At 59.6% G+C, this 21,907-nt stretch carries 20 protein-coding genes and 1 pseudogene; 11 read left to right on the forward strand and 10 right to left on the reverse strand.

The annotated features are described in order from the left end of the window. Positions 1-101: 101 nt before the first annotated feature. The 7 genes from NCR38_RS30795 (at position 102) to NCR38_RS30825 (ending at position 8,455) form a co-directional block, all read left to right on the forward strand. Positions 102-929: an alpha/beta fold hydrolase gene (locus NCR38_RS30795; protein ID WP_159680277.1), complete on the forward strand. Its 828-nt coding sequence runs from the start codon at positions 102-104 to the stop codon at positions 927-929. 80 nt (positions 930-1,009) lie between these two features. After that, positions 1,010-2,143 (forward strand): porin, encoded by a 1,134-nt coding sequence (locus NCR38_RS30800; protein WP_061119844.1) that lies wholly within the window; start codon positions 1,010-1,012, stop codon positions 2,141-2,143. A 164-nt stretch (positions 2,144-2,307) separates the two neighbouring features. Beyond that, on the forward strand, positions 2,308-2,901 hold the full coding sequence (locus NCR38_RS30805; RefSeq protein ID WP_250478154.1) for an NADPH-dependent FMN reductase: 594 nt from the start codon (positions 2,308-2,310) through the stop codon (positions 2,899-2,901). A gap of 981 nt (positions 2,902-3,882) precedes the next feature. Continuing rightward, positions 3,883-4,500 carry a glutathione S-transferase family protein gene (locus tag NCR38_RS30810; protein ID WP_053572482.1) on the forward strand — a complete coding sequence of 206 codons (618 nt, stop codon included), beginning with the start codon at positions 3,883-3,885 and terminating at the stop codon, positions 4,498-4,500. 66 nt (positions 4,501-4,566) lie between these two features. Beyond that, a complete protein-coding gene (locus NCR38_RS30815; RefSeq protein WP_250478155.1) occupies positions 4,567-6,636 on the forward strand; it encodes a pyridoxamine 5'-phosphate oxidase family protein in 2,070 nt (689 codons plus the stop codon). Between the two features lie 60 nt (positions 6,637-6,696). Further along, positions 6,697-7,176, forward strand: a complete 480-nt coding sequence (locus tag NCR38_RS30820) for a nuclear transport factor 2 family protein (RefSeq protein WP_061119745.1) — start codon at positions 6,697-6,699, stop codon at positions 7,174-7,176. Positions 7,177-7,216: 40 nt separating this feature from the next. Further along, a complete protein-coding gene (locus tag NCR38_RS30825; protein ID WP_250478156.1) occupies positions 7,217-8,455 on the forward strand; it encodes an MFS transporter in 1,239 nt (412 codons plus the stop codon). 671 nt (positions 8,456-9,126) lie between these two features. Here NCR38_RS30825 and NCR38_RS30830 read toward each other — a convergent pair. From NCR38_RS30830 to NCR38_RS30850, 5 genes are all read right to left on the reverse strand, one after another. After that, positions 9,127-10,092 (reverse strand): fumarylacetoacetate hydrolase family protein, encoded by a 966-nt coding sequence (locus tag NCR38_RS30830; RefSeq protein ID WP_061119747.1) that lies wholly within the window; start codon positions 10,090-10,092, stop codon positions 9,127-9,129. A gap of 9 nt (positions 10,093-10,101) precedes the next feature. Beyond that, complete coding sequence (locus NCR38_RS30835; RefSeq protein ID WP_250478157.1) at positions 10,102-10,467, reverse strand: YciI family protein; 366 nt, start codon at positions 10,465-10,467, stop codon at positions 10,102-10,104. A gap of 51 nt (positions 10,468-10,518) precedes the next feature. Beyond that, complete coding sequence (locus NCR38_RS30840) at positions 10,519-11,364, reverse strand: VOC family protein (protein ID WP_250478158.1); 846 nt, start codon at positions 11,362-11,364, stop codon at positions 10,519-10,521. 97 nt (positions 11,365-11,461) lie between these two features. Beyond that, positions 11,462-11,776, reverse strand: coding sequence for an NIPSNAP family protein (locus NCR38_RS30845; RefSeq protein WP_061119750.1), 315 nt, complete (start codon positions 11,774-11,776; stop codon positions 11,462-11,464). A 9-nt stretch (positions 11,777-11,785) separates the two neighbouring features. Then, complete coding sequence (locus NCR38_RS30850; RefSeq protein ID WP_061119751.1) at positions 11,786-12,661, reverse strand: NAD(P)-dependent oxidoreductase; 876 nt, start codon at positions 12,659-12,661, stop codon at positions 11,786-11,788. Between the two features lie 246 nt (positions 12,662-12,907). Between NCR38_RS30850 and NCR38_RS30855 the strand changes: the two genes are divergently transcribed. Beyond that, the gene (locus NCR38_RS30855) at positions 12,908-13,912 is read left to right on the forward strand and encodes a LysR family transcriptional regulator (RefSeq protein ID WP_061119752.1); all 1,005 of its coding nucleotides are present in this window, start codon (positions 12,908-12,910) and stop codon (positions 13,910-13,912) included. An 87-nt stretch (positions 13,913-13,999) separates the two neighbouring features. Here NCR38_RS30855 and NCR38_RS30860 read toward each other — a convergent pair whose 3' ends face one another. From NCR38_RS30860 to NCR38_RS30875, 4 genes are all read right to left on the reverse strand, one after another. Next, entirely contained in the window at positions 14,000-15,463 is a 1,464-nt protein-coding gene (locus tag NCR38_RS30860) for an NAD-dependent succinate-semialdehyde dehydrogenase (protein WP_250478213.1), read from the reverse strand. An 11-nt stretch (positions 15,464-15,474) separates the two neighbouring features. After that, complete coding sequence (locus tag NCR38_RS30865; RefSeq protein WP_250478159.1) at positions 15,475-16,410, reverse strand: PDR/VanB family oxidoreductase; 936 nt, start codon at positions 16,408-16,410, stop codon at positions 15,475-15,477. An 84-nt stretch (positions 16,411-16,494) separates the two neighbouring features. After that, positions 16,495-17,514, reverse strand: a complete 1,020-nt coding sequence (locus NCR38_RS30870) for an aromatic ring-hydroxylating dioxygenase subunit alpha (RefSeq protein ID WP_250478160.1) — start codon at positions 17,512-17,514, stop codon at positions 16,495-16,497. A 47-nt stretch (positions 17,515-17,561) separates the two neighbouring features. Next, positions 17,562-18,353 carry a coniferyl-alcohol dehydrogenase gene (locus NCR38_RS30875; protein WP_061119755.1) on the reverse strand — a complete coding sequence of 264 codons (792 nt, stop codon included), beginning with the start codon at positions 18,351-18,353 and terminating at the stop codon, positions 17,562-17,564. A 399-nt stretch (positions 18,354-18,752) separates the two neighbouring features. On the opposite strand from NCR38_RS30875, the gene NCR38_RS30880 reads away from it, so the two are divergent. From NCR38_RS30880 to NCR38_RS30890, 3 genes are read left to right on the forward strand one after another with little or no spacing between them, the layout of a single operon-like run. Then, positions 18,753-19,220 (forward strand): SRPBCC family protein, encoded by a 468-nt coding sequence (locus NCR38_RS30880; RefSeq protein ID WP_053572497.1) that lies wholly within the window; start codon positions 18,753-18,755, stop codon positions 19,218-19,220. Between the two features lie 45 nt (positions 19,221-19,265). Further along, on the forward strand, positions 19,266-19,634 hold the full coding sequence (locus NCR38_RS30885; protein WP_061119756.1) for a nuclear transport factor 2 family protein: 369 nt from the start codon (positions 19,266-19,268) through the stop codon (positions 19,632-19,634). Between the two features lie 33 nt (positions 19,635-19,667). After that, positions 19,668-20,423, forward strand: coding sequence for an SDR family NAD(P)-dependent oxidoreductase (locus tag NCR38_RS30890; protein ID WP_250478161.1), 756 nt, complete (start codon positions 19,668-19,670; stop codon positions 20,421-20,423). Between the two features lie 110 nt (positions 20,424-20,533). On the opposite strand, the pseudogene NCR38_RS30895 reads toward NCR38_RS30890, so the two are convergent. Next, positions 20,534-21,753 (reverse strand): annotated as a pseudogene (locus tag NCR38_RS30895) (ISL3 family transposase). Between the last annotated feature and the right edge of the window lie 154 nt (positions 21,754-21,907).

Here is a 21,907-nt window from a genome sequence, read left to right on the forward strand (position 1 = left end):
GGTGGTGAACCTGTCGGGTCCGAGTGCCGGCTCAATGGTTCGCCGCCGCTCGTCTAGAACTGTTCATGGTCGCTTCTTACCAATCTACGGATTTGCAATACATGTCTCCAATGCAAAGTGCCCAAAGCCGGTTCGAGACGGTCAATGGGCTCAAGACGCACTACCTCGAAGGGGGCAAGGGACCGGCCTTGGTTCTTCTTCATAGCGGGGAGTTCGGTGCCTGTGGCGCGTTGAGCTGGGAATGGAACTTCGACAGGCTGGCAGAACATTTCCGCGTGATCGCGCCCGATTGGCTCGGCTTTGGTCAAAGCGAAAAGGTATTTTTCTTCGAAGACATGTGGAACGCCAGGGTGAACCACATGAGCGCCTTTCTTCGGCAGATCGGGGTAGAGCGCGCTCATTTCATGGGCAATTCCATGGGCGGCACTGTCCTCGTCAATGTTGCCGCGAGCGATGACAAGCGTTGGCCGATCGATCGCATGATCCTGGTCAGCGGCGGAGGGCACGTCCCGGAGAACGACGATCGCAAAGTGCTGACCGACTATGACGGTTCGGAGGAAGCAATGCACCGCATGGTCGACGTGCTCATCAAGCGTCCTTCGCTGCGCAACGACCTCGGATATATCAAGCGGCGTCACGCCTTGTCAATCGAGAAGGGCGCCTGGGAGTGCGTGGCGGCCGCTCGATTCAAGGCGCCAGTGCGCGCGGCGCGGCCTCTGGTGGACAAGCATCCAGACTATTCTCGCATCGATATTCCGACGCTGATCGTCGCGGGACATCAGGACACGCTTCGTGAGCCCGGCTACGCGCGGCAGTTGCAGAAGCAAATCGGCGGTTCCGAGCTCCTGATGCTCGACGGCGGACATTGCCCGCAAATCGACGTGCCCGACGTGTTCAACGAAAGGGTGCTGACGTTCCTTCTATCGTGAATTCAAACAGCTGGGCATCGAAGGGTACTCAAGACAAGTCCCTTACGAGCGACTCGCTACAGAAAATATGGAGACAGTCGGTGAGGAAAGCCCTAACCCTGATAACGTGTTCCTTGTTGGCAAGCTCGGCACATGCACAAAGCGCCGTAACTTTGTACGGTCTGGTCTTCGAGGGCTTTGTCTATACGAGTAATCAGAAGGGATCGTCGGTATTTCAAACCGCTACGGCGTTGACGAATCCCAGCCGATGGGGCTTGCGCGGTGAGGAGGAGCTCGGTGCAGGAATCAAGGCTGTCTTCACGCTGGAGAATGGATTTGACCCGAACAACGGGAAGCTCTCTCAAGGGGGGCGAATGTTCGGTCGTCAGGCTTATGTTGGCTTGACTGGGCCCTTTGGTGGATTGACGCTCGGCCGTCAGTACGAGCCGGTGTTCGAGTATATCGGGCTATCGAGTGCGACGGCGCAGTGGGGATTCTTTGGATCGCATCCCGGCGACTTCGACAACATGAACGCCACAGCCCGGATAAACAACGCAATAAAGTACGCAAGTCCCCGGTTGGGCGGCGTCGCGGTCGAAGGCGTGTTTGCTCCCGGCGGAACGCCAGGAAACTTTGGCAACAACCGCGTGTACAGCTTCGGAGTCGACTATCAAACAGGCCCGGTTAAAGCGGCGGTTGCCTTCGCCAATTTGAACAATCCGTCGGTCACCGCGTTCGACGGCAGCGTGTCTCCCGGCTCGCCTGGTTACAGCTCACCGGTAACGAGTCCGGTTTACCGAGGCTATGCGTCAGCTGCATCCTTGCAGATCTTCGGCGCTGCATTCACATACAAGATAGGTGACGGAAAGGTCGGACTTGTCTACACGAACACCCGCTTCGTCGATATCCGTCCGATCGCCGGTATCCCGTATCGGGAACCGCAGGTACGGATCAACAGCTACGAAATCAACTCGTTGTATCGACTGACGCCATCGCTGGCGTTGGCCGGATCGTACGATTTTACCGATGCGGACACGGCGCGATATCACCAGGTCGATCTCGGCGCGATCTATTCGCTGTCGAAGAGAACCGATCTCACTTTGGTCGGCGTGTGGCAACGCGCTGAAGGGATCGATTCGACGGGACAGAAAGCAGTGGCGAACATTACTGGTCTGACGGCTTCCAGCAACGCTACGCAGCTAGCCATCAGAGCGATGATCGCCCACAGATTCTGACGTGCTTTCCATACCCCTGATTGTCTCCGCGACGAATCTTTCAGAAGATCGAATCGTGCGCTAAAGAACCGCACAGAAAGGAGAAACGAGCACAGGCATGTGTTGGAGTTTGACGGCTGTAATTAAATTCGAAACCTGTAGACAGTGAAAAAACGGAGTTCAAAATGGCACGTCCTTTTATTTTGGGTATTGGTGGAACTCTGCGTGACGGCTCTACCTCGGAGAGAGCCTTGCGAATCAGCGTCGACGAAGCCCGGTCCAGAGACTGTGAAGTCGAGGTGGTGTCAGGCGACAACCTCGTATTACCAATGTATGCGCCCGGCGTAACGGCCACACATCACGGTGCGCGCCGCCTCGTCGAACTCATCCGTCGATGCGACGGAATCATCGTCTCGACACCGTCTTATCATGGCGGACTTTCTGGACTGGTGAAGAATGCGCTGGACTATCTCGAAGACTTGCGAGACGACAGCCGTCCCTATCTCGACGCGCGGCCAGTTGGATGCATCGTTTGCGCGGGCGGTTGGCAAGGAGTCGGATTGACTCTTACTTCTCTGCGATCGATCGTGCATGCGTTGCGCGGATGGCCGACGCCGCTCGGCGTAGGAATCAATACGATCATTCCGCCGGGCAGCGAAGTACGCGACCCCTTGACGGAGCAGGAAAAACTGCTTCGTGCGGTCGGGGAACAGGTCGCTGGCTTCGCCTGGAATCAGCGAGTGTCTTGCCGAGCCGAGAGCGATGCAGAAACGTGCTGAAGCTCCGGCACGACGATGGCAGGGTCGGCTGACTGCACTGGCGTTGCGCCGTCACTTGCATTCCGGTGCCTAACACCGACGTCTGCGAACGGAGGAACGACACCTGGCACGTACTTTTGATGTTGTCGATGTACCTGACGATCAAGGAACGAATGAAGCGTCCGCACCTTGACACTCGGATGCGAGCGGTGCTGAGATCGTCCCCCTCAAGGTGGCGACGCGCAAGGGGCTTGCGCATCGCGAGATCGAGCTCACGTCACTCCGCGACTTGAGATTCCGCACGGGGAGGGGTCTACCTCAACGCGCTCCGCTCACAAGCTCGGCGTAGTCCAGAGGGATTCTGAAATCCGACCCCTCGTTTAGCGTGCGTTCTTGAAAGACTATCGCTGAGGTTGGGCACAAAATTCAGCAGACTTACGAGCCTAAATAATCCGCGTTTTTTCATCCGAAGAGCGGGGGGATGTGTTATCTCAATATCGGTTTCGCGGTCACCGAGCGCGGGCGGGGTGCTCCTGCACAAAATGGATCGGCCGCCGGCGCCTTCGTTGATGTGCATGAATTCAAATGTTGTCGACTCTGATGCTCTGAGATCAAGCGATCGTGTTTATGTCATGGCGCGACGCGCGCCTACCGAAGAAGCAAAAGACTGGCTTCTTGCACCCCAACGATTGAGGACCTGGACGCGAACAGACGGCCGAAAAGCGCAGGTGATTGAGCATAGCCTCCTTTCACCCAAGCGGTTTCCGATGCAAAAAGGGAAGAGAGAGTCGAGGCACTAAGTCAGAGCACTCGACGTGTCGCATCTGCGTACAGGTCCGCGTGTAAAGCGGTTCTATGCCTCGGCGGCTACCAAGCAACAGCCATTGGACCCGGGCGCTCCGTGCGACCGGCAAAGATTCACTCTGCCTATCTCACGCGGGGCTTTTACTACGCGCGATATGGTGCTCACCTGCCCACTGCGGCCAACTCAAGGAAACGACCATGAAACTGTACGTTCATCCGCTGTCCGGTCATTCTCACCGTGCCCGACTGCTGATTTCGCTCCTTGCTATTACCCATGAACTCGTCGAAGTCGATCTTGCCGCCGGCGCACACAAGTCCCCGGACTTCTTGAAGTTGAACCGTTTCGGTCAAGTTCCGGTGCTCGTCGACGGAGACGTGGCGATCGCCGATTCGAACGCGATTCTGGTGTATCTCGCGCGCAAGTCCGGCAGGACTGATTTCCTTCCGCAGAATCCGGTCGAAGAAGCCGCCGTACAGCGCTGGCTGTCGGTAGCAGCGGGCGAAATCGCTTTTGGGCCGGCGGCCGCGCGGCTCATCACCGTGTTTGGTGCCAAATTCAATGCCGACGAGGTCATCGCGCGCGCGCATCGTATCCTCAAATTGATCGATGAAGAACTCAGCGGTCGTGACTTCCTCGTCACGTCCAAACCGACTATCGCTGACGTCGCGTTGTATGGGTACATCGCGCGTGCGCCCGAGGGCAACGTGGACCTGTCCAGCTATCCAAACGTCAATGCGTGGCTTCGACGCATCGAAGCACTGCCGGGCTTCGTCGAATTTGCCAAGACGCCGGTCGGACTTGCCGCCGCTGCATGACTGCTCCCGCCGCGGAGACGGGTTCTTGCAACATCGAACGCGCATTTTCGATCGAGGAGATAGATCGTGAGTTCTGTATCGAGCCAAATCGGCTCGCCCTGGCATCCGGGCGAACTACAACTACAAGAGAAGGTCGGTGTAATGCAGAAGATGGACAGCGTGGGCCGGCGTTTCGTCCGGGATCACATGCCCGAACAGCACCGAAGCTTCTTTTCCCAACTTCCATTCATCGTCGTTGGCGCAGTAGCAAACGATGGTGACGTGTGGGCGTCCTACGGGTGCGGGCGACCGGGCTTCATGCGTTCGCCTACCGATCGGATCCTCTCTATCGATGCCGCGTTCGATCCTAATGATCCAGCCGCCGGTGGCATCGGTGACGGCGCGGCGCTCGGGCTGCTCGGTATCGAGCTGCACACTCGCCGACGCAATCGGCTGAATGGCATGATCCGCCAGCGGGCCGCGCGCGCATTCGATCTTGAAGTCGTGCAAAGTTTCGGCAATTGTCCGCAATACATCCAGTTGCGCGACTTTGAGTTCGTGCGGGATCCGGATGTCTTCTCGGAGACGGCGCCGATAGAATACGATCGCATCGACGACCGCGCCCACGAGATGATAACAAGCGCCGACACGTTGTTTGTCGCCTCGTATCAAGGCGATGGCGACGCGCGCCAGGTCGATGTTTCGCATCGAGGCGGGAAGGCGGGGTTTGTGCGCATCGGCGATGACGGTGTGCTGACGATTCCCGACTTCGCTGGCAATCTGTTCTTCGCGACGCTTGGCAATTTTCTGGTCAATCCCCGCGCCGGCTTGCTATTCACCGACTTCGAAACCGGCGATGTCCTGCAAATGGCAGGCGACGCAGAGGTCGATCTCGAGTCGCCAGAGATCGCTGCTTTTCAGGGCGCCGAAAGGCTGTGGCGCTTCAAGCCGCGCAGAGTGATTCACCGCCGCGGCGCGTTGCCGTTGCGCTGGAAGTTTCAGACGAGCGGTTGGTCGCCCAACTCGCTTATGACAGGGAGTTGGGATGATGCAGCGAGCCGACTAAGGGCCTCAGACCTCGCGCGTTCATGGCGCCCTTTCAGGGTTGCGAAGATCGTCGACGAAAGCGCAGTGATCCGGTCCTTTCATTTGGAACCGATCGACGGTGCTGGGCTGATTCCGCACCTTGCGGGTCAGCATCTGCCGATTCGTGTCAGTATCGTGAGCGATGGCACGCCGATTCCGCGCAATTACACATTGTCGAGTGCGCCGTCGGACGGCTTTTACCGAATAAGCGTGAAGCGAGAAGGAAGCGTCTCATCATATCTGCACGACACCTTGCGCAATGGCGACGTGATTGAGGCGCGTGCCCCGGCGGGCCAATTCACGGTCGATGCACTCGAACGCCGGCCCGCAGTGTTGCTTGCCGCCGGTGTTGGTGTAACGCCGATGCTCGCCATGTTACGTCACATCGTCTACGAAGGCCTACGCAAGCGCGGAATTCGCAAGACGTGGTTCATACACTCGGCGCGTTCAATCAAGGACCGTGCGTTCAGCGAGGAGATCAGCCGTCTAGTGGCTTCCGCCGATGGTGCAGTGAAGGTCGTGCGCGCGCTGTCAGACCCGAGCGACGCGCGCGAGGGCGAAGACTTTGACGTTGCGGGACGTGTTGATATGAATTTGCTGCGTGCGACGCTTCCCTTTGACGACTACGACTTTTATCTGTGCGGGCCAGCGGGTTTCATGCGGTCGATTTATGACGGGCTGCGCGACCTCAACGTCGCAGACGCCCGCATCCACGTGGAAGCCTTCGGTCCGTCCGGCGTTAAACGGCGCACCGATGCGACGTTGAGCGTTTCCTTGCGCGCACCGGCAGATAAGCCGACGCCCGTCGCGTTCGTGAGGACAGGAAAGGAAGCGCGCTGGCAGCCGGATTCCGGATCTCTGCTTGAACTGGCCGAAGCACGTGGCTTGGCACCAGACTATGGTTGCCGGAGCGGCAGTTGCGGAAGCTGCCGGACGCGCATTGTTGAAGGCGCAGTGGCCTACACTGCAAGTCCAGAATTCAAGGTGCCGGAGGACGAGGCGTTGATCTGCTGCGCCGTGCCTGCACATCCCAGCTCGGGCGGTGGGGATCGTCTGCTGCTCGACGTTTGACAATACTGCTCGTCCCTTAGCGACTAGCCTCAAGTCCTCACCCTTAGAAAGGAATTGATCATGAAAGATGTCGACGCAGCGCGGCCGCCGTTTCCGCCCTTTTCGCTGGAAACCGCCATTGAGAAGGTGCGTCTTGCAGAGGACGGATGGAATTCGCGCAATCCTGAGAAGGTATCGTTTGCGTACAGCGCGGACAGCGTGTGGCGCAATCGAGCAGAGTTCGCTACGGGTCGCACTGCGATCGTGGCACTGCTTACGCGCAAATGGCAACGCGAGCTCGACTACCGTCTTATCAAGGAATTGTGGGCATATGAGGGCGCACGCATTGCCGTTCGCTTTGCATACGAGTGGCACGACGACGCGCAGAACTGGTATCGCTCTTACGGCAACGAAAACTGGGAATTCGGCGCCGACGGGCTTATGCATCACCGCTATGCCTGCATTAACGACCTGCCCATCAAGGAGAGTGAACGGAAGTTCTTCTGGCCGCTAGGGCGCAGACCCGACGACCACCCCGGACTGAGCGATCTGGGTCTGTAAGAGCCTGCCCCCGCCGCAACCATGCAGGAGTCTCATCGTCATGAACACTGCCTCCTATGTACGATCTCCCGTCGAACGTGAAGCTTTGCTACGAAGGCTGGCCGGTGTCACGTTCGTGATCTTCTTCCAGGCTTACATGGTTGCCCCTATCGTGCCAGCGCTTTCGCACATCTTCGCGGCACCACAAACAGCTGTCGCTCACATCGTGCCGGCCTATCTTATTCCGTACGGTGTCGCGACGTTGATCTACGGCTTGGTTGCGGATTGGGCCGGCATCCATCGCGTGTTGTACGGGTCGCTCGCCGCGTTCGCAGGACTCACGCTCCTGAGCGCGAGCGCAACGAGTGTCGATCAGCTTGCGGCCTGGCGAATCGCGACGGGCCTCGGCGCAGGCGGCGTCGTGCCTCTTGCACTCGTCCTAGTCGGCCGCGCCTTTCCCTACGAACAGCGTGGGCGCCCGCTAGGCTGGCTTTTTGGCGCGATGGCAGGTGGCATGGCGTTCGGTTCCCCCTGCGGTGCCTTGCTCATGCCGCTCATTGGCTGGCGCGGACTGTTCGTCATGGTGGGACTTGTCGGCGCCATGCTTCTGCTTGTGCTGCTTCCTTATCGCAGATTCCTTGCAGCGGCGACGCCACCACAAACCATACAGCTTCCCGACGTTTTTTCTGGATACAGGCAGCTGCTCCGCAATGCTCGCGCTCGACGCACCTACGGCTATGTGCTGGTGAACTCGATGTTTCACTCCGGCGTCTTTACTTGGCTCGCGGTATATCTGGAACAGCGCTATCGACTTGATGCCGTGCATGTCGGCCTCGCCTTGCTCGGATACGGGGTTCCCGGTTTCCTGCTGGGGCCGTTTATCGGACGGCTGGCGGACCGGTATGGCCGCGCGCGCATCGTTCCGCTCGGTCTGGCCCTGAGCGCGCTGGGAGCGGCTGCCCTTTGCATGAGCGTGCCAGTGCAGGCAATTCCGCTCGTCGCGATGATCCTTTCGCTCGGATATGACATGACGCAGCCGCTTTTCGGCGGCATTGTTACTTCTCTTGGCGGTCAACGCCCGGGACAAGCAATGGGGCTCAACGTCTTCACGTTGTTCGTCGGATTCGGCCTCGGTAGTCTGCTCTTCGGCGTGATCCTCGCCCATGGATTTGAGATGGCCTTGGGCCTCTTCGCCGCCTGTGAACTCGTCGCCGCAGCGGTCTCATTGAGCCTGTTCAACTCTGAAAGGCGAACAGACGCAAGCGGTGGAAAGGCTGCTACGGCGGAAAGGCCTCGATGAGTTATCGACTTCCGATTGCGCACCCAAATATCGGCGCCCGGATGGAAGCCCGTAACGACCCGCGACGATACAGTATTGATTCGACCGCGCTCACATCGACGCTCCGGCTCCTTCAGACCAAGAGTCGCAGGCGGTTATAGCGCTCTACACACCAGACCTCAAAGAAAAGCGGGGTACAACATGAAGCGGCCAAATCGACTGTGGTCGGCTTGACCAGGAAATCCATATGGAATCCCTGTAAAACGAGCATGCTGTACCGGGTGAGGCGTCCGCGGGTCCGGCGCTACGCGAATCTGGGATAGGTCAGAGATGGGAATGAGCGGCGCGGTGGGAAGACGCGCCAGGTGCCGTCATCGTGCCGAAAGAAGTACATTTCCGCAGCCCTGCCGCTTTCCGAGGTTATGACCTTCACGAAGCACTCGTTCGTGCGTCCACGATTCTTAAACCGCAGTATGCGCACGAGCGCAGCAGGGGACGGCGAAAGCCAATACTCAACTGTCTTTCGCAGGGAATGTTTCCAGTCGTTCATCGATCTCTCCATATCGCGGCAGCTGCCGCTAGCGTGATGCGAGGTTCGCCGCACGGATCGGATGTTCGATTTACGGCGCAGGCACGAAATGTCGGCCACATAAATGCGGAGGCGCCAGATTGACGCAGTCCGCGTAGTATTATCAGACGATTGTCGTCTCGAGTTCGCCGAGCGCCTCGATCCATACCTTCATGACGTCGCCGCGCTTGAGGAACGTCCCAGTTTCCATGCCAACGCCGGCCGGGGTGCCGGTCAACAGAATATCGCCGGGAAACAACGTCATCCGCTGGCTCAGGTAAGCAATCTGGTCGGCCACGGAGTAGAGATGATTTGACGTATTCGAGTCCTGCTTGATCGCATCGTTGAGCCAGAGCTTGATGCCGAGCTTTTCCGGCGATGCCACGAACTGGGCTGGCGTGAAGTAAGGTCCGAGAGGACATGCGCCGGTAAAGCACTTGTGGCCGATCCAGTCGAAACGGAACGGCGACGATTCGTCCACCTTGTCGCGCTTAAGGTTATCCCGCGCCGATAGATCGTTCGCGATGCTGTAGCCCGCCACGTAGTCTAGGGCGTTTTCGACCGCGACGTTGTCCGCGCGCTTGCCGATGATCACTGCGAGCTCCGCTTCCCAGTCCAGCAACTGCGTGTGGCCCGGATACCTGACTTTCTGGCGGTGACCCGCTAGCGTGCCGCGTCCGGCTTTGATGAAATGCCAGGGCGGAATGCCGTCCCCGCGTGGGTCGAGCGTGATGCGCATGTTGAATGCGCGCGCCATGGCCTCCACGTGGTCCCGATAGTTTGCGCCGCATGCGTAAATGACACCGGGGCGGGTGACCGGTGCGTCGAACGAGAGGGCGTCCGCCTGAAGCCGCGCGGGCGCACTGTCAAAGGCGGCGTTGTCCAACGCCTGGACCAGGGCCTCCAGTTGCGCATGAGCGCCCGCCCAGTTTCCGATCAGTTCATCGATACCGGCGTCCGAGCGATCAAAGAGCGCAGGACCTGCCCATGCAGAGTTGAGGGCCCGGAGGCTGAAGTGTTGTCCGCGATGCAGGAGACCCGGACAGGTGGCGCCTGACGAGTCGATGTAGGTGAAAAGCTGATAAGTCATCACATGCTCTCAGTCGATGCCGGCTCTCTGGTTTGACAGGGTGATCGTGCAGTTGAGGCTTCCTTCCATCAAAAGCCACGGCCTCAACTCCGCTTCGAACACGCCTTCGGCGATGAAGGGATCTTGTGCAATAAGGCGCTGCGCTTCCTCGATCGACGGCGCGCGCAGTATGCTCATGCCCCCTTGCGAACCGGGCGGGCCGTCGCCGGTGAACGGCCCCGAGAGGAAGACTTCGCCGGTACGCTCGGCCTCAAGCATCCACTCGATATGGCGCGGTAGCACATCGGCCACGCGCTTAAGATCGAGTGGCTTGCGCAACGCAACGTAGAACGTCTTGTTGAGCATGTTTCGCAGAACGGTCTGAAGGTCGCTCATGGTCGCTTCGAAGATTCAGGTGACAGTCGTGGGGGACGCAAGACAGCGCGATCAATCGGGTTCTTCAAAGTTCATGATGAATTCCTTGGGCGCCGGCATGCCCGACCAGACTGCTTCGAGTACGGCCCGTACTTCATTCTCCGTCGAACCCATCGGTGTCCAGTCCGCGCCTTCGGGAATCACGTCGATATCCCAAAAGTATTCGATCATGCTGTTCCACGGGTCGCGAATGTAGTGAAAGTAGTTCGATCCGGCGCCGTGCCGTCCGAGGCCATATCCGTCGCGGTATCCGGAGGCGAGCAAGTGCTGAGCGCCCATTTCGATCTCGTCGATGTCGCTCACCTCGAAGCTCATGTGATGTAAGCCGGTATGCGACGATTTGGCGATGCCGAGCATATGATGATCCCCACCGAATGGCGAGCGCATGAACGCGATGATGTCCAAAGCACGGTCGGAAATCAGCAGGCCGAGCACGTCGGTATAGAAACGTACGGCACGGTCGACGTCCGGCGAGAACTTGATGAGGTGCCCGAGACGGCGCGGACGCGTGCGCTTTTGCGACGACGTTGCATCACATGCCCGCACGCCGAGACGACGGTAGCGCTGCGGTGAATTCACTTCTACCGGGGCGGGCAACGTCGAGGGCACATCGTCGGCCTCCTGCACGTTGATCCAGTCGCCGTCCGGATCCTTGAACCAGATGCCGTCGAAGGGCACGGCAAAAGGCGCATCGTGCAGTTGAACGTCAGCCGCTTCGAGCCGCGCGCGGAGTTCGGCAAGGCCACCCTTTGGCGTGCCGAACGATACATAAGCGAGGCGCTTCTTCGGACCTTGAATGAGACGGACTTGGTCCTGGTCGCGACCTTCGCAACGACAAACCAGATGGCCTTCGGACATGCGGGTCTCGAGGCCGGCGCATTCATAGAAAGCTCGACCGATTTCGAGCGAAGGAACGATCAGTCCTATGTGGTTCAGGCTGTGGATCATGTCGGCCTCAGCGGATAGGAGAGAAGGGCGCAGGCATCAGCAGTTCGCTGCGCTGTTCGATTACATATGACCCGGCTTTTGTGAGAAAAGCCCGCCACGCCTCGGACTGCGACAGCGCCCGGCGGCGTTGAAGGCGGTCCTCGAAGGTCTCGAAGCCCCACAGCTGTACGACACGGTTAAGCTCGCCGGTCTCTGTGACGAAATACCCGACCAGGTTGCCGAGCGCTTGGGCTTGCACGTCAAGTCCGTCGGACTGATAGAGCGCGAGGAACGGTTGCACGGTTCCGGGCTTAAGGGTGTAGGTTCGTTGCTCGATGATCATGAAATATCCTCACGCGTTTCTGGACTCTTGCTCGAGTAATGTGATGACTGCTGAGATGTCCTTCTGCCCGATGCCCTGATCGACGGCACGGCGAAAGTACGGTGCAGCGGCTGAAAAGAGCGGCATGGCGCTGCCGGTCTCGCCCGCCATTTCAGAGGCAAGATGTAAATACTTCTCCAACGCCGTGAAGGGGCCTGGCGCGGGCTCAAAGCGCCGGTCCGCCATCATCGGAGCGCGGATGTTGAACATGGTCGAGGCGCCCGCGCTTTTGCCGATCGCCTCCACCAGCACATGCGGATCGATGCCCGCGCGCACGCCGAGATTCATCGCTTCAGCGGCCGCGAGGGTATGCACTGCGAGGAGCGCATTCGCGATCAGCTTCATGCTCAGCGCGGCGCCGATCGGTCCGAGGTGGAACTGGGTCGGCGCGATCAGATCGAGCACGTCCTTGCAGCGGGCGTAGAGTTCCTGTGATCCGCCGACGAAGAGTGCCGCCTTCTTCTGCAGCACCATCGGCGGTGAGCCGCTCACTTCGCATTCGAGCAAATCAAGGCCGGCGTCCCGCAGGCGCTGTTGCATCTCGAGCTTGAATGCAAGGCTGTACGTGCCGAGCTCGACGACAATCTTGCCTCGCACGCCCGCTTCCAGGAGTCCGTGCTCGCCGCCGAGTACCTCAAGCTGCGCCTCCTCGCCAGGCAGACAGAGCAGCACGATGTCTGCGTCGCGCAGAAGCGTCGCAGGATCTGCAACGGCAACGCCGCCTATATTGCGGAATTCCTCCATGCTGCCACGTGCAACGCCCAGCACACGCGCTCCGGCCTGGACCAGATTGGACGCAACGGGGAGGCCGAGTTGCCCTAGGCCGATCATTCCCACTGTCTTCATGCCGCTGTCTCCTTCTTTATCGATCTGATGTGTTTGACGAAATTCTGATCGTGAGGTTGAACGCCGTCGAGGAAGTGGCGCTTATTCAAATGGATAAATGTGATTTATAGCCCGCCGAGGGCCGTTCTGAACGGGAACTTCGGCGCAGACGTGTAAACCCCAGTGCATGCCTGCTACCGGTCGTCTATAAACTGGATTAATAGCTGCAACGAGTCGAGCATTTCAAGTGAGAGACAGCTGGCAGAAATGAAAGACCTCAATTTGCTTTACGTTTTCGAGGCCATGTGGCGTGATCGGTCCGTCACGGCAGCGGCCGAGAATCTCGGGCTGACGCAGGCCGCCGTCAGTGCGTCGCTCAAACGGTTACGGGAAACGTACGGAGACAAGCTTTTTGTGCTTGTCGGAAGGCGGATGGAGCCGACCGCAGTGGCGCTGGAGCTAGCCGGGCCATTGATCGAATCGCTCAACCTTGTGCGCGGCACGACAGGCGTGCCACAGCCCTTTCGGCCCGAGAAATCAGATCGAACGTTCACCATTAGGACACGCGACATCGGCGAGGTCGTCCTATTGCCGATGCTATATCGAGAGCTCCAACGTACAGCGCCCGACATCAAACTGCATACGATGTTCACGCGCATCGAAGACACGATTCCAGCGCTCGGTAACGGGCGGATCGATGTGGCGGTGGGTTATCTGCCGACGCTTGAGCAGGACATTCACCGCAAACCGCTTTTCAAGCAACGTTATGTCTGCGTGATGCGAAAAGGTCATCCGCTCGCACACGGAACGCTGGATGCGCATGCATTCGGTCAGCTCGATCATTTGCTGGTCGAATACGGCGGCAGCGGGCATCTGTTGCTCGAACGGGCATTATTCGAAGCAGGGGCCAAGAACCGCATAAAAGTGCGCATCCCGCAGTACCTTGCCGCGCCACATTGCCTACTGAGTTCGGATCTCATCTGGGTAGCGCCCGAGATCCTCGCCGCCACGTTGAGCCGTCATTTTCCATTGACGTACCGGCCCGAGCCTCTCGGGCTGGAAGCGTTCGAGATCGCGCTGTACTGGCACGACCGTTACCATCACGACCCAGCAAATCGCTGGTTCCGGTCGTTGATTGTCGACCTCTTTCGCAAGGAAATCTCAAAACCGATGTCAGGTGGCCGAGAGATGTCAGGCGACCGCGACCTCGAAGTTCTTGCCAAGCCCTTCCAGCCGTCAGACATGGGTGACGAACCTCGCTACCAGGCCTAAGCCATGGGTGCAGTGCACCCATGGCATGGTTGTTCAACGAGCTAGAAGTGCTTAGCGATGCGTCTTGCTGCGGGCTATCGAATGGCGTCACGCGGAGAATGCTTGGCAGAGGAACTTTGTCTCCATGAACTCGTCGATGCCTTCACGCGCACCTTCCCGGCCAACCCCTGATTCCTTGTAACCGCCGAACGGTGCGACTTCGGTTGCGATCATGCCAGTATTGATGCCGACGATGCCCGCGTGCAATGCACGGGACACGCGGTGGATGCGCGAAGCGTCACGGCTGAACAGGTAGGATGCGAGGCCCATGCGCGTGGCATTGGCGCGTGCGATCAATTCGCGCTCGTCGCTGAAAGTGGCGAGTGCCAGCACTGGCCCGAAGGTCTCCTTGCACGACATCGCCATGGACTCGGTGATGCCGCTCATCAGGGTGGGCTCGAAGAAGTGGCCCTTGCGCTGAGCACGCTTGCCGCCGGCAAGAAGAGATGCACCGAGTTCCAGCGCGTTTTCGACATGCCGCTCGATCTTGCGAAGCGCCTCCTCGCTGATGACCGGGCCGAGCGTAACGCCAGCCTCCGTGCCGTCGCCAAGTTTGAGCGATTCCATCGCCTTGAGCATGCGCGCGACGAACTCGTCGTGCACAGAAGCCTCGACCAGAAAGCGATTCGGCGCGATGCACGTCTGGCCAGCATTGCGGAACTTGGCGAACAGTGCGCTGGACACGGCGACGTCGAGGTCGGCATCGGCAAAAACGATGAACGGCGAATTGCCGCCGAGTTCGAGCGATACCCGTTTCATCGTCGCCGCGCATTGCGCGGAGAGGATCTTGCCAACTGAGGTCGATCCCGTGAAGCTCAATTTGCCAACTGCCTCGCTGGAGGTCAGCGTCCGTCCGATCGCCTCGGCCGCGCTGCGGTCAGCAGTGACGACGTTGAGCACGCCTGGCGGAATCCCCGCGCGTTCAGCGAGTGCGCACAGCGCGAGTGCGGACAGCGGCGTGTGCTCGGCGGGTTTGAGCACCATCGTGCAGCCAGCGGCGAGCGCGGGCGCGGCCTTGCGGGTAACCATCGCAGAGGGCAGGTTCCACGGCGTGATGCCCGCGGTCACGCCGATCGGCTCCTTCACCGTCGTGAAACTCATGTTGCGGCGCGCAGCAGGAATAGTGTCGCCGTAGGTCCGACGCGCTTCTTCCGCGAACCATTCGACGAAGGACGCTGCGAAAATCACCTCGTTCTTCGCATCCGACAACGGCTTGCCCTGTTCGCTCGTCAGGATTGCTGCGAGTTCGTCCGCATGGTCAACAATGAGACGCGCCCACTTTCTAAGCGGCCCGGCACGCTCTGTGGCCGTGCGCTCGCTCCACTCGTCGAATGCCCGTTGCGCGCTCGTGATGGCGTACTCGACATCCTCGGCCGACATGTGTGGCACGGTGCCGACGAGTTCGCCGGTGGCTGGGTTGCGGACCTCGAAGGTCTCGCCGCTCAGGGCGGCGACCCATTCGCCACCAACATAAGCGCGGTCGCGCAACAGAGTTTGATGGTTCGATTTCATTGTTTCCTTGATTACAAGTCCAGTGTCAGGTCGCCGCACCGTGCCCGGGACACGCACACGCACATTTGCTTGCGGCTGGTTTTGTCATCGGGAGAAAGCACGTAATCGCGATGGTCGACCTCGCCTTCGATGACCGTAGTCGCGCATAGGCCGCATTCGCCCCGCTTGCAGTCGTAAATCGGTTCGACCCCCTGGCGGATTAGCGCATCGAGAATCGACTCGTCGCTTGCTACCTCGACCGTCTGCCCGCTTTGCTGAAGCACGACTCGAAAGGCGGCGTCACCGTCGGCGGGGGCCGCTGCGCCGAAGAACTCGAAGTGGATTCGTTCGTCCGGCCAATGCGCACGCCGTGCCGCGCCGATTACGGCTTCGTTCAGTCCGCGGGGACCGCATACATAGACGTCCGCGCCCGCAGGCGCATTGCTCAGCAGGAGATCAAGGTCCACGCCACGGGTGGGGTCACCGCCGTCGCAATGGAGTGTCAGCTTGTCGCCGGCAAGGGCCTTCAATTCGTCGACGAACGCCGCGTCATCTGCGCTGCGCACGCAATAGTGGATGCTGAACGTGCGCGCCTGGGCGGCAAGGACATGCACCATTGAAAGGATCGGCGTAATGCCTATGCCACCTGCTACCAAAAGATAATGGGGCGATTCCGGCACGAGCGGAAAGTGATTCTTCGGAAGGCTGCACGTCAACAGCTGCCCGGCCTGCACGCGTCCGTGCATCGCAGCGGACCCGCCCTTTCCCGCGTCCTCGCGTAAGACGCCAAGCAGATAGTGGCTGCGGTCCGCGGGCGAACTCGCGATGGAATACGATCGCACCGCCAGCTCGCCGGTCGCGAGGGGAATCGATACGTCGAGATGCGCGCCTGCCTCGAAGGCGGGCAACGCATCGCCCTGCGGATGGCGCAGAACAAAGCGGCGGATGCGAGCCGTCGCCTGCAGCACTTCGGAGACGACTAGCTGTTGACTGTCTTTCATACGCTTTACTCCCGGGTATCACCTAACCGCCGCCTGACTGACGCGGCCCGCTCACGACGCCAGCGCGGTCGATTGCTGCTTCACCAGCTTCTCGACGATCCGGCGTGCCGCAACCGAGCCGCCGTCCGCGCGCACGCCAACTTCGGCCTTCATCGAATCGTCGGTGTCGATCATGATCTGCTGAGCTTCCAAAACCTCGACGTCTTCCATGAACGTGGTGTAGATCGAGTCATGAATCGTCTTCGTGACCTCCGCGTCGTCCTGGGCGAAGCAGCGCGTAATGGTCCAGTAGTACTTGCTCGTGCGCGCGTCGACGGGCGTGATCGTGTTGACGGAGAACCAGCGCAAGCCGCGTTCGAGATCGTCGGTGCCTGCCGGATAGGCGCGCGCATCGATGGTCACGCTCGCCGGCGGCTGGAAGCGAATGACCTGCCAGCGGTCGATGTTGCCCCCGAGCTTGCGAACGCGCGAGAACAGGGGCGGCGGCGGGGCGTTCTTGATGATTCGTTGCACATGCACTTCGTTGCCCTCGACACGCTGTGTCATCGGCGTTTCAACAATCTCGTTGGTACCGATGGTCCGCGTATGCACATACGTCTCGTGGGTGAGGTCTAGCAGGTTGTCGGTGAGAAGCTGATAGTTCGCCTTCACGTCGATGCAACCGCCGGTCGAAACCCAGCCCGGCTCGCTGTTGTAGCGGAAATCAGGAATCAGCGATTCATCTGCGGCCTCGGGATCGCCCATCCAGACCCAGATCCATTGCCACTTTTCGACCACCGGATAAGTGCGGACCTTCATGGAAGGAGGAATCTGCTGCTGGCCCGGAATGGCCACGCACGCGCCGCTGCAATCGAGCGTGACGCCGTGATAGCCGCATTGCACGGTATCGCCAATCAGATTGCCCTTGGAGAGCGCCGCGCGCCGGTGCGGGCAGCGGTCCGTCAACGCGACAACCTTGCCTGCCTGGGTGCGATACAGCACGAGCGGCTCGCCGATAATCCAGCGTTGCGTCAGAGAGCGCTGGATCTCGTTGCTCCAGCCAGCCACATACCATGAATTCTTGAGGAACATTCTTTTCAACCTTGATTAGAGTGATTAGGCGACAGGAGGGAGCAACCTCAGACGGGGTCGAGAATGCGGGAGGCGACCAAGCCCCCGTCGACCGGCAGATTCACGCCATTGATCCAGGCGCTTTGCGCTTGCAGCAGGAAGACAATTGCGGGCGCCATCGCTTCCGGCGTGCCGACCCCGCCTGCACGGCGAATCGCGTCGTCGACGTTCGCGGCACCGAGTGATGCACGGAAGTCCTTCAGGATCGGCGTGTCGGTCGGCCCCGGGCTGATGCAGTTCATGCGGATGCCAGCGGCACTGCGCAGGGTCGTGGCGCGCGCCATGGTCCAGACGATCAGCGCTTCCTTGAAGTACGCGTAGGCGCCCGCGTCCGGGACCGGATGCTGTTCGAGCCACTGCAGACCTTCCGTGAAGTCGCGGGTGGCCGCGAGCTCGACGTGAAGCGCGCGCCGCGCCTGCCAGTTTTGGCCGGCCGTAGAAGCCACATTGACGATGGAGCCGTCTGCGCGGAGCTTCGGCAATACGGCTTCAGTGAGCCGGCGCAGGCCGAGATAGTTCACACGGGCAACGATGTCGCCTCCCGCATTGCCGGGAACGCCCGCGACGTTACACAACCCGTCGAGCGTGCCGGGCAATTGAGCGGCGGCGGCGTCGATCGACAGCGGGTCGGCAAGATCGATCTGGATGAAACGGGTGACGTCGAAGTCGGGTGCGTGACGATCGAGTGCAATGACCTCGATATCCTGTGCGATAAGCAGACGAGCGGTGTGCGCACCGATACCGGACGCGGCGCCGGTGATCGCAACCGTCTTCAGCTGCCCGGATTGGGACGCTGACATGTGTTCTCCTGTTTCAGAAGCGAAGTGGCTGAGCGTTCTATTCCAGCTTCACTTTGATGATGTGTCTCTTGATCTATTTCGTTCTATGTCTGTATCGGCCGGTCGCACTCGAAGTAGCAGTCTTGCGATGCGGCGATGTAATGATTGTCGAAGCGCTTGATTGACGAGTCCATATAACGAGGTTGATAGCGCACGTTCGATGCCGTTTATACGAGCCGAAGATGCAAGCCGGGATGGTGCCGTGGAGCCGAATAACCACACAAGTCGCGAATAAATGAGATCGATAGCTGAATATTGGCCATGCCAATGGTTGTTCCAGCATGGCCCACCTAGAATCAAATCCAGTGCATGGAACGTGTCCATCGCTGCAGAACCATATTTCGCTCAAAGGAGACAGTAATGATCAGCGTCAGCCGCAAGCTGGAAGTCAATCCTGCAGACGGTTCCGAAAAGGTTCGTCTCAATCGTCAGCAAGTGTGGGAAGGTCTGGTCCGCAAGGCGGAGAACGCCGTGCCATACGTTGAAGCCATCGAGAAGTGCGACATCGTCGAACAGAAGCCGGACCGTTTAATTCGTGAAGTCGTGCTCCATGGGGAAACCCTGCGCGAGCTGATCCTGTTCTTCCCGCAGGAGCGCGTCGAGTTCGTCCGCCTCTCGGGACATGCGAAAGGACAGATCAAGAACATCATTGAGGAAGATGCCGACGGCACGCTATCGCTGCGCTTCACGTTCGATATTGTGCTCGAGGGCGAGGAGCCGGGTAGTAAGAAGGAAGCGGAATTCGCAGCAGGCATGGAGCAAGCCTACCTAGACGCCGTTCGCACCACGCTGCGACGCATTCGCGAGGATGCTACAACGCAGGTTTGAACGATCGCCCGACCGCGGCAAGCAATTACAAGAAAGGAGACAGATATGCGCTGCAATATCGAAGCAATGTTCACCGATATCGACGCGAAGAACGTGCAAGGCTTCCTCTCGAATCTCGCAGATGACGTGGTATTCCAGTTCGCCAATGCCACGCCGTTGAAGGGAAAGCGTGAGGTGGAGGAGGGTGTCAGCGGCTTCTACGCGAGCATTGCCGGACTAAATCACGAAATGACGGGCAAATGGGAAATCGATGAAACGACCGTATTGCGCTTCAGAACGGTCTACACCCGGCACGATGGCGGTGCTATCGAAGTGCCGTGCTCCGTGATCCTGCATCATGCCGAGGACGGCCGCATCGACGATTACCGCATTTATACCGACCTCTCCCCTGTCTTTGCTCCTCAGATGCACTAGCCCGTTAACCCGGAGGATGAAATGCAACATCCATTGGATGGCAAGGCGATCATCGTCACGGGCGCCGCGCGTGGGATCGGGCGTGCGGCGGCGTACGCATTGGGCGAGGCGGGCGCTTCACTCGCGCTGGCCGATCTCGATGAAGAGGGCCTGCAGGAAACCGCGGAGTACCTGAAGCGCTCTGGCGTGCAGGTAATGGCCGTCAAGACGAACGTGGCGCGGGAACCCGACGTTGCGGCGCTGGTCGAGCGTGCCGTGACCAAGTTCGGACGCATTCACGGGGCGTTCAACAACGCGGGCGTCGAACAGCGTAATGCGGCGCTGCATGAGATGACCGAGGAGCAGTGGGACGTCGTGATGGACGTTAACCTGAAGGGCGTCTTCCTCTGCCTCAAGCATGAGATCGCTGCGATGCTGAAGTCGGGCGGCGGCGCAATCGTCAATACGTCGTCGGGTCTCGGCCGTGTGGCGATTCCGAACGCGGCGGAATACTGCGCATCCAAGGCTGCGGTTCTCGGCGTCACGAAAAGCGCGGCGGTCGAATACGGTGCTCGCGGTATTCGTGTGAACGCGGTCTTACCGGGCATTATCCGCACGCCGATGATTGAGTCGCTCATTAGTCAGCCGCAGTTCTCGGACCTTTTGCCTCAGCTCGAGTCGCGACATCCAATCGGCCGTCTCGGGTCGCCCCACGAGGTCGGAGACGCCGTGGTTTGGTTGCTCTCCGATCAGTCTTCATTCGTTACTGGGGCGGAAATCGCCGTCGACGGCGGATATCTCGCGCTGTAGCCAATAAACATTCGCAGTCCGGTCACCCTTCGACGCTTCCTGGCTCACGTTGCAACGTGAGTCCCGGAAGCGTTTTTTGGCTCTTTTGAAAATGAAGTGGGTAATGGCTCTCAGCGGGCATGCGAGTTGAATGCGGAGAAGTCGAGTTTGCCAGCGATAAGAAACAGCACCGTTCGCATGGTTGCGAAGCGCGTGTAGCCACGAGCCTTGCGCTTCGCGGCCTGAAACAAGCCGTTGATGGCTTCGATAAAGCCGTTGGTCTGTCGGGTCTGGGTCCACGCAACGATGCCGTCAAAGTGTCGGCGAATCAATCGTGCGACCTCCTTCATCGGTTCGACTTTCGAACGCATGACGTTGGTGCACCACTGCCGCAACAATTCGGAGACGACATGAATTTGCTTGCGTTCGAGAATCTCGCGCAACTGCTCGCGATACAACCAGGCGCGGGCCGTTCGCTTGGTGGTGTACTGCCCGAGAAGGGCCTCGAGGTCCGTCAATTGCGCAAGGTTCAGCTTGTTGGCGTCCTTAAGCAGTGTCCAGCGCATCCCTTTAAGTTCTGGGTCGGCTTTCTGTTGTTGGCGCCGGACCGTATCAAGCGCCTTGGACGCATGGGCGACGACGTGAAACTTGTCACTCGCGCATTGGGCAGATGTTCGCCGACGCCTTTGATGAACGCGGGCGACATGTCGATGCTCACGGACGTCATTTGCTCAGGCGTGCCGTGATGCTGGCTAAGGTGGGCCGCAAAGCTCTCAATCGTCTTCGCGTCACGGCGAGGCGTGACGAATACGACGCGCCGAGCCTGCATATCGGCGACCAGCGTCAGATATTCGTGGCCTCGCCGGTACGAGGTTTCGTCGATGGCCACCGAGCTGACGTCCGACAGGTTCGCCGACGCCAGCGCGAGTTCCACATAGCGCGAGCAGATGGCATGCACCCGATGCCAGGACAGATTGACGATGCGCGCCACTGCGGCAAACGGCATCTGTTGCGCCAGCATCAGCACCAGGGCCTCGAACAGCAACGTGAAACCGTCGAGTTGGCCGACCCATTCCGGCACGACCAGCCGCACCGAGCCATCGGGCAAGCGCACGCGCGGCACACGCACTTCCAGATAGCACTCGTGCTGGAAGAAATTCAGGTGGCGCAGCCGCTTGATTTGCGTGTCGTGCACTGGATGCTCACCGGCGAGCCCGGAGTAGGCGAAGCGACTTCCTGCGACAAAGTCCACCGCAATCGTCAGCTGTCGTTTGGCCGTATCAAAGTCGACACCTTGCACGTACCACGGTGCCTTGATTCCCAGGGCGGCTTCAAAGAGTTGATTCGTCATTGTTCGCTTGGTCGTGCATGGCTGGTTGCCGCATTCTGCCGCAACCAGCCATTTCCCAGCTTGTCGATGCAAAGCGCCTCAAGGGTTCGCTGCGCCGGGCTCCCGCCCGCCCTTGACCCGCACAACCACCCACTCTGATTTCAAAAGAGGCCGT

The organism is Caballeronia sp. INML1 (assembly GCF_023631085.1).
Classification (GTDB): Bacteria; Pseudomonadota; Gammaproteobacteria; order Burkholderiales; family Burkholderiaceae; genus Caballeronia; species Caballeronia turbans.

What these genes read in the sequence shown, in the direction of transcription:
- NCR38_RS30885 (WP_061119756.1), top strand. Translation starts at nt 19,266, where the DNA reads ATGCGCTGCAATATCGAAGCAATGTTCACCGATATCGACGCGAAGAAC.
- NCR38_RS30870 (WP_250478160.1), bottom strand. Translation starts at nt 17,514, where the DNA reads ATGTTCCTCAAGAATTCATGGTATGTGGCTGGCTGGAGCAACGAGATC.
- NCR38_RS30855 (WP_061119752.1), top strand. Translation starts at nt 12,908, where the DNA reads ATGAAAGACCTCAATTTGCTTTACGTTTTCGAGGCCATGTGGCGTGAT.
- NCR38_RS30820 (WP_061119745.1), top strand. Translation starts at nt 6,697, where the DNA reads ATGAAAGATGTCGACGCAGCGCGGCCGCCGTTTCCGCCCTTTTCGCTG.
- NCR38_RS30810 (WP_053572482.1), top strand. Translation starts at nt 3,883, where the DNA reads ATGAAACTGTACGTTCATCCGCTGTCCGGTCATTCTCACCGTGCCCGA.
- NCR38_RS30860 (WP_250478213.1), bottom strand. Translation starts at nt 15,463, where the DNA reads ATGAAATCGAACCATCAAACTCTGTTGCGCGACCGCGCTTATGTTGGT.
- NCR38_RS30875 (WP_061119755.1), bottom strand. Translation starts at nt 18,353, where the DNA reads ATGTCAGCGTCCCAATCCGGGCAGCTGAAGACGGTTGCGATCACCGGC.
- NCR38_RS30840 (WP_250478158.1), bottom strand. Translation starts at nt 11,364, where the DNA reads ATGTCCGAAGGCCATCTGGTTTGTCGTTGCGAAGGTCGCGACCAGGAC.
- NCR38_RS30825 (WP_250478156.1), top strand. Translation starts at nt 7,217, where the DNA reads ATGAACACTGCCTCCTATGTACGATCTCCCGTCGAACGTGAAGCTTTG.
- NCR38_RS30830 (WP_061119747.1), bottom strand. Translation starts at nt 10,092, where the DNA reads ATGACTTATCAGCTTTTCACCTACATCGACTCGTCAGGCGCCACCTGT.
- NCR38_RS30795 (WP_159680277.1), top strand. Translation starts at nt 102, where the DNA reads ATGTCTCCAATGCAAAGTGCCCAAAGCCGGTTCGAGACGGTCAATGGG.
- NCR38_RS30805 (WP_250478154.1), top strand. Translation starts at nt 2,308, where the DNA reads ATGGCACGTCCTTTTATTTTGGGTATTGGTGGAACTCTGCGTGACGGC.
- NCR38_RS30850 (WP_061119751.1), bottom strand. Translation starts at nt 12,661, where the DNA reads ATGAAGACAGTGGGAATGATCGGCCTAGGGCAACTCGGCCTCCCCGTT.
- NCR38_RS30880 (WP_053572497.1), top strand. Translation starts at nt 18,753, where the DNA reads ATGATCAGCGTCAGCCGCAAGCTGGAAGTCAATCCTGCAGACGGTTCC.
- NCR38_RS30835 (WP_250478157.1), bottom strand. Translation starts at nt 10,467, where the DNA reads ATGAGCGACCTTCAGACCGTTCTGCGAAACATGCTCAACAAGACGTTC.
- NCR38_RS30845 (WP_061119750.1), bottom strand. Translation starts at nt 11,776, where the DNA reads ATGATCATCGAGCAACGAACCTACACCCTTAAGCCCGGAACCGTGCAA.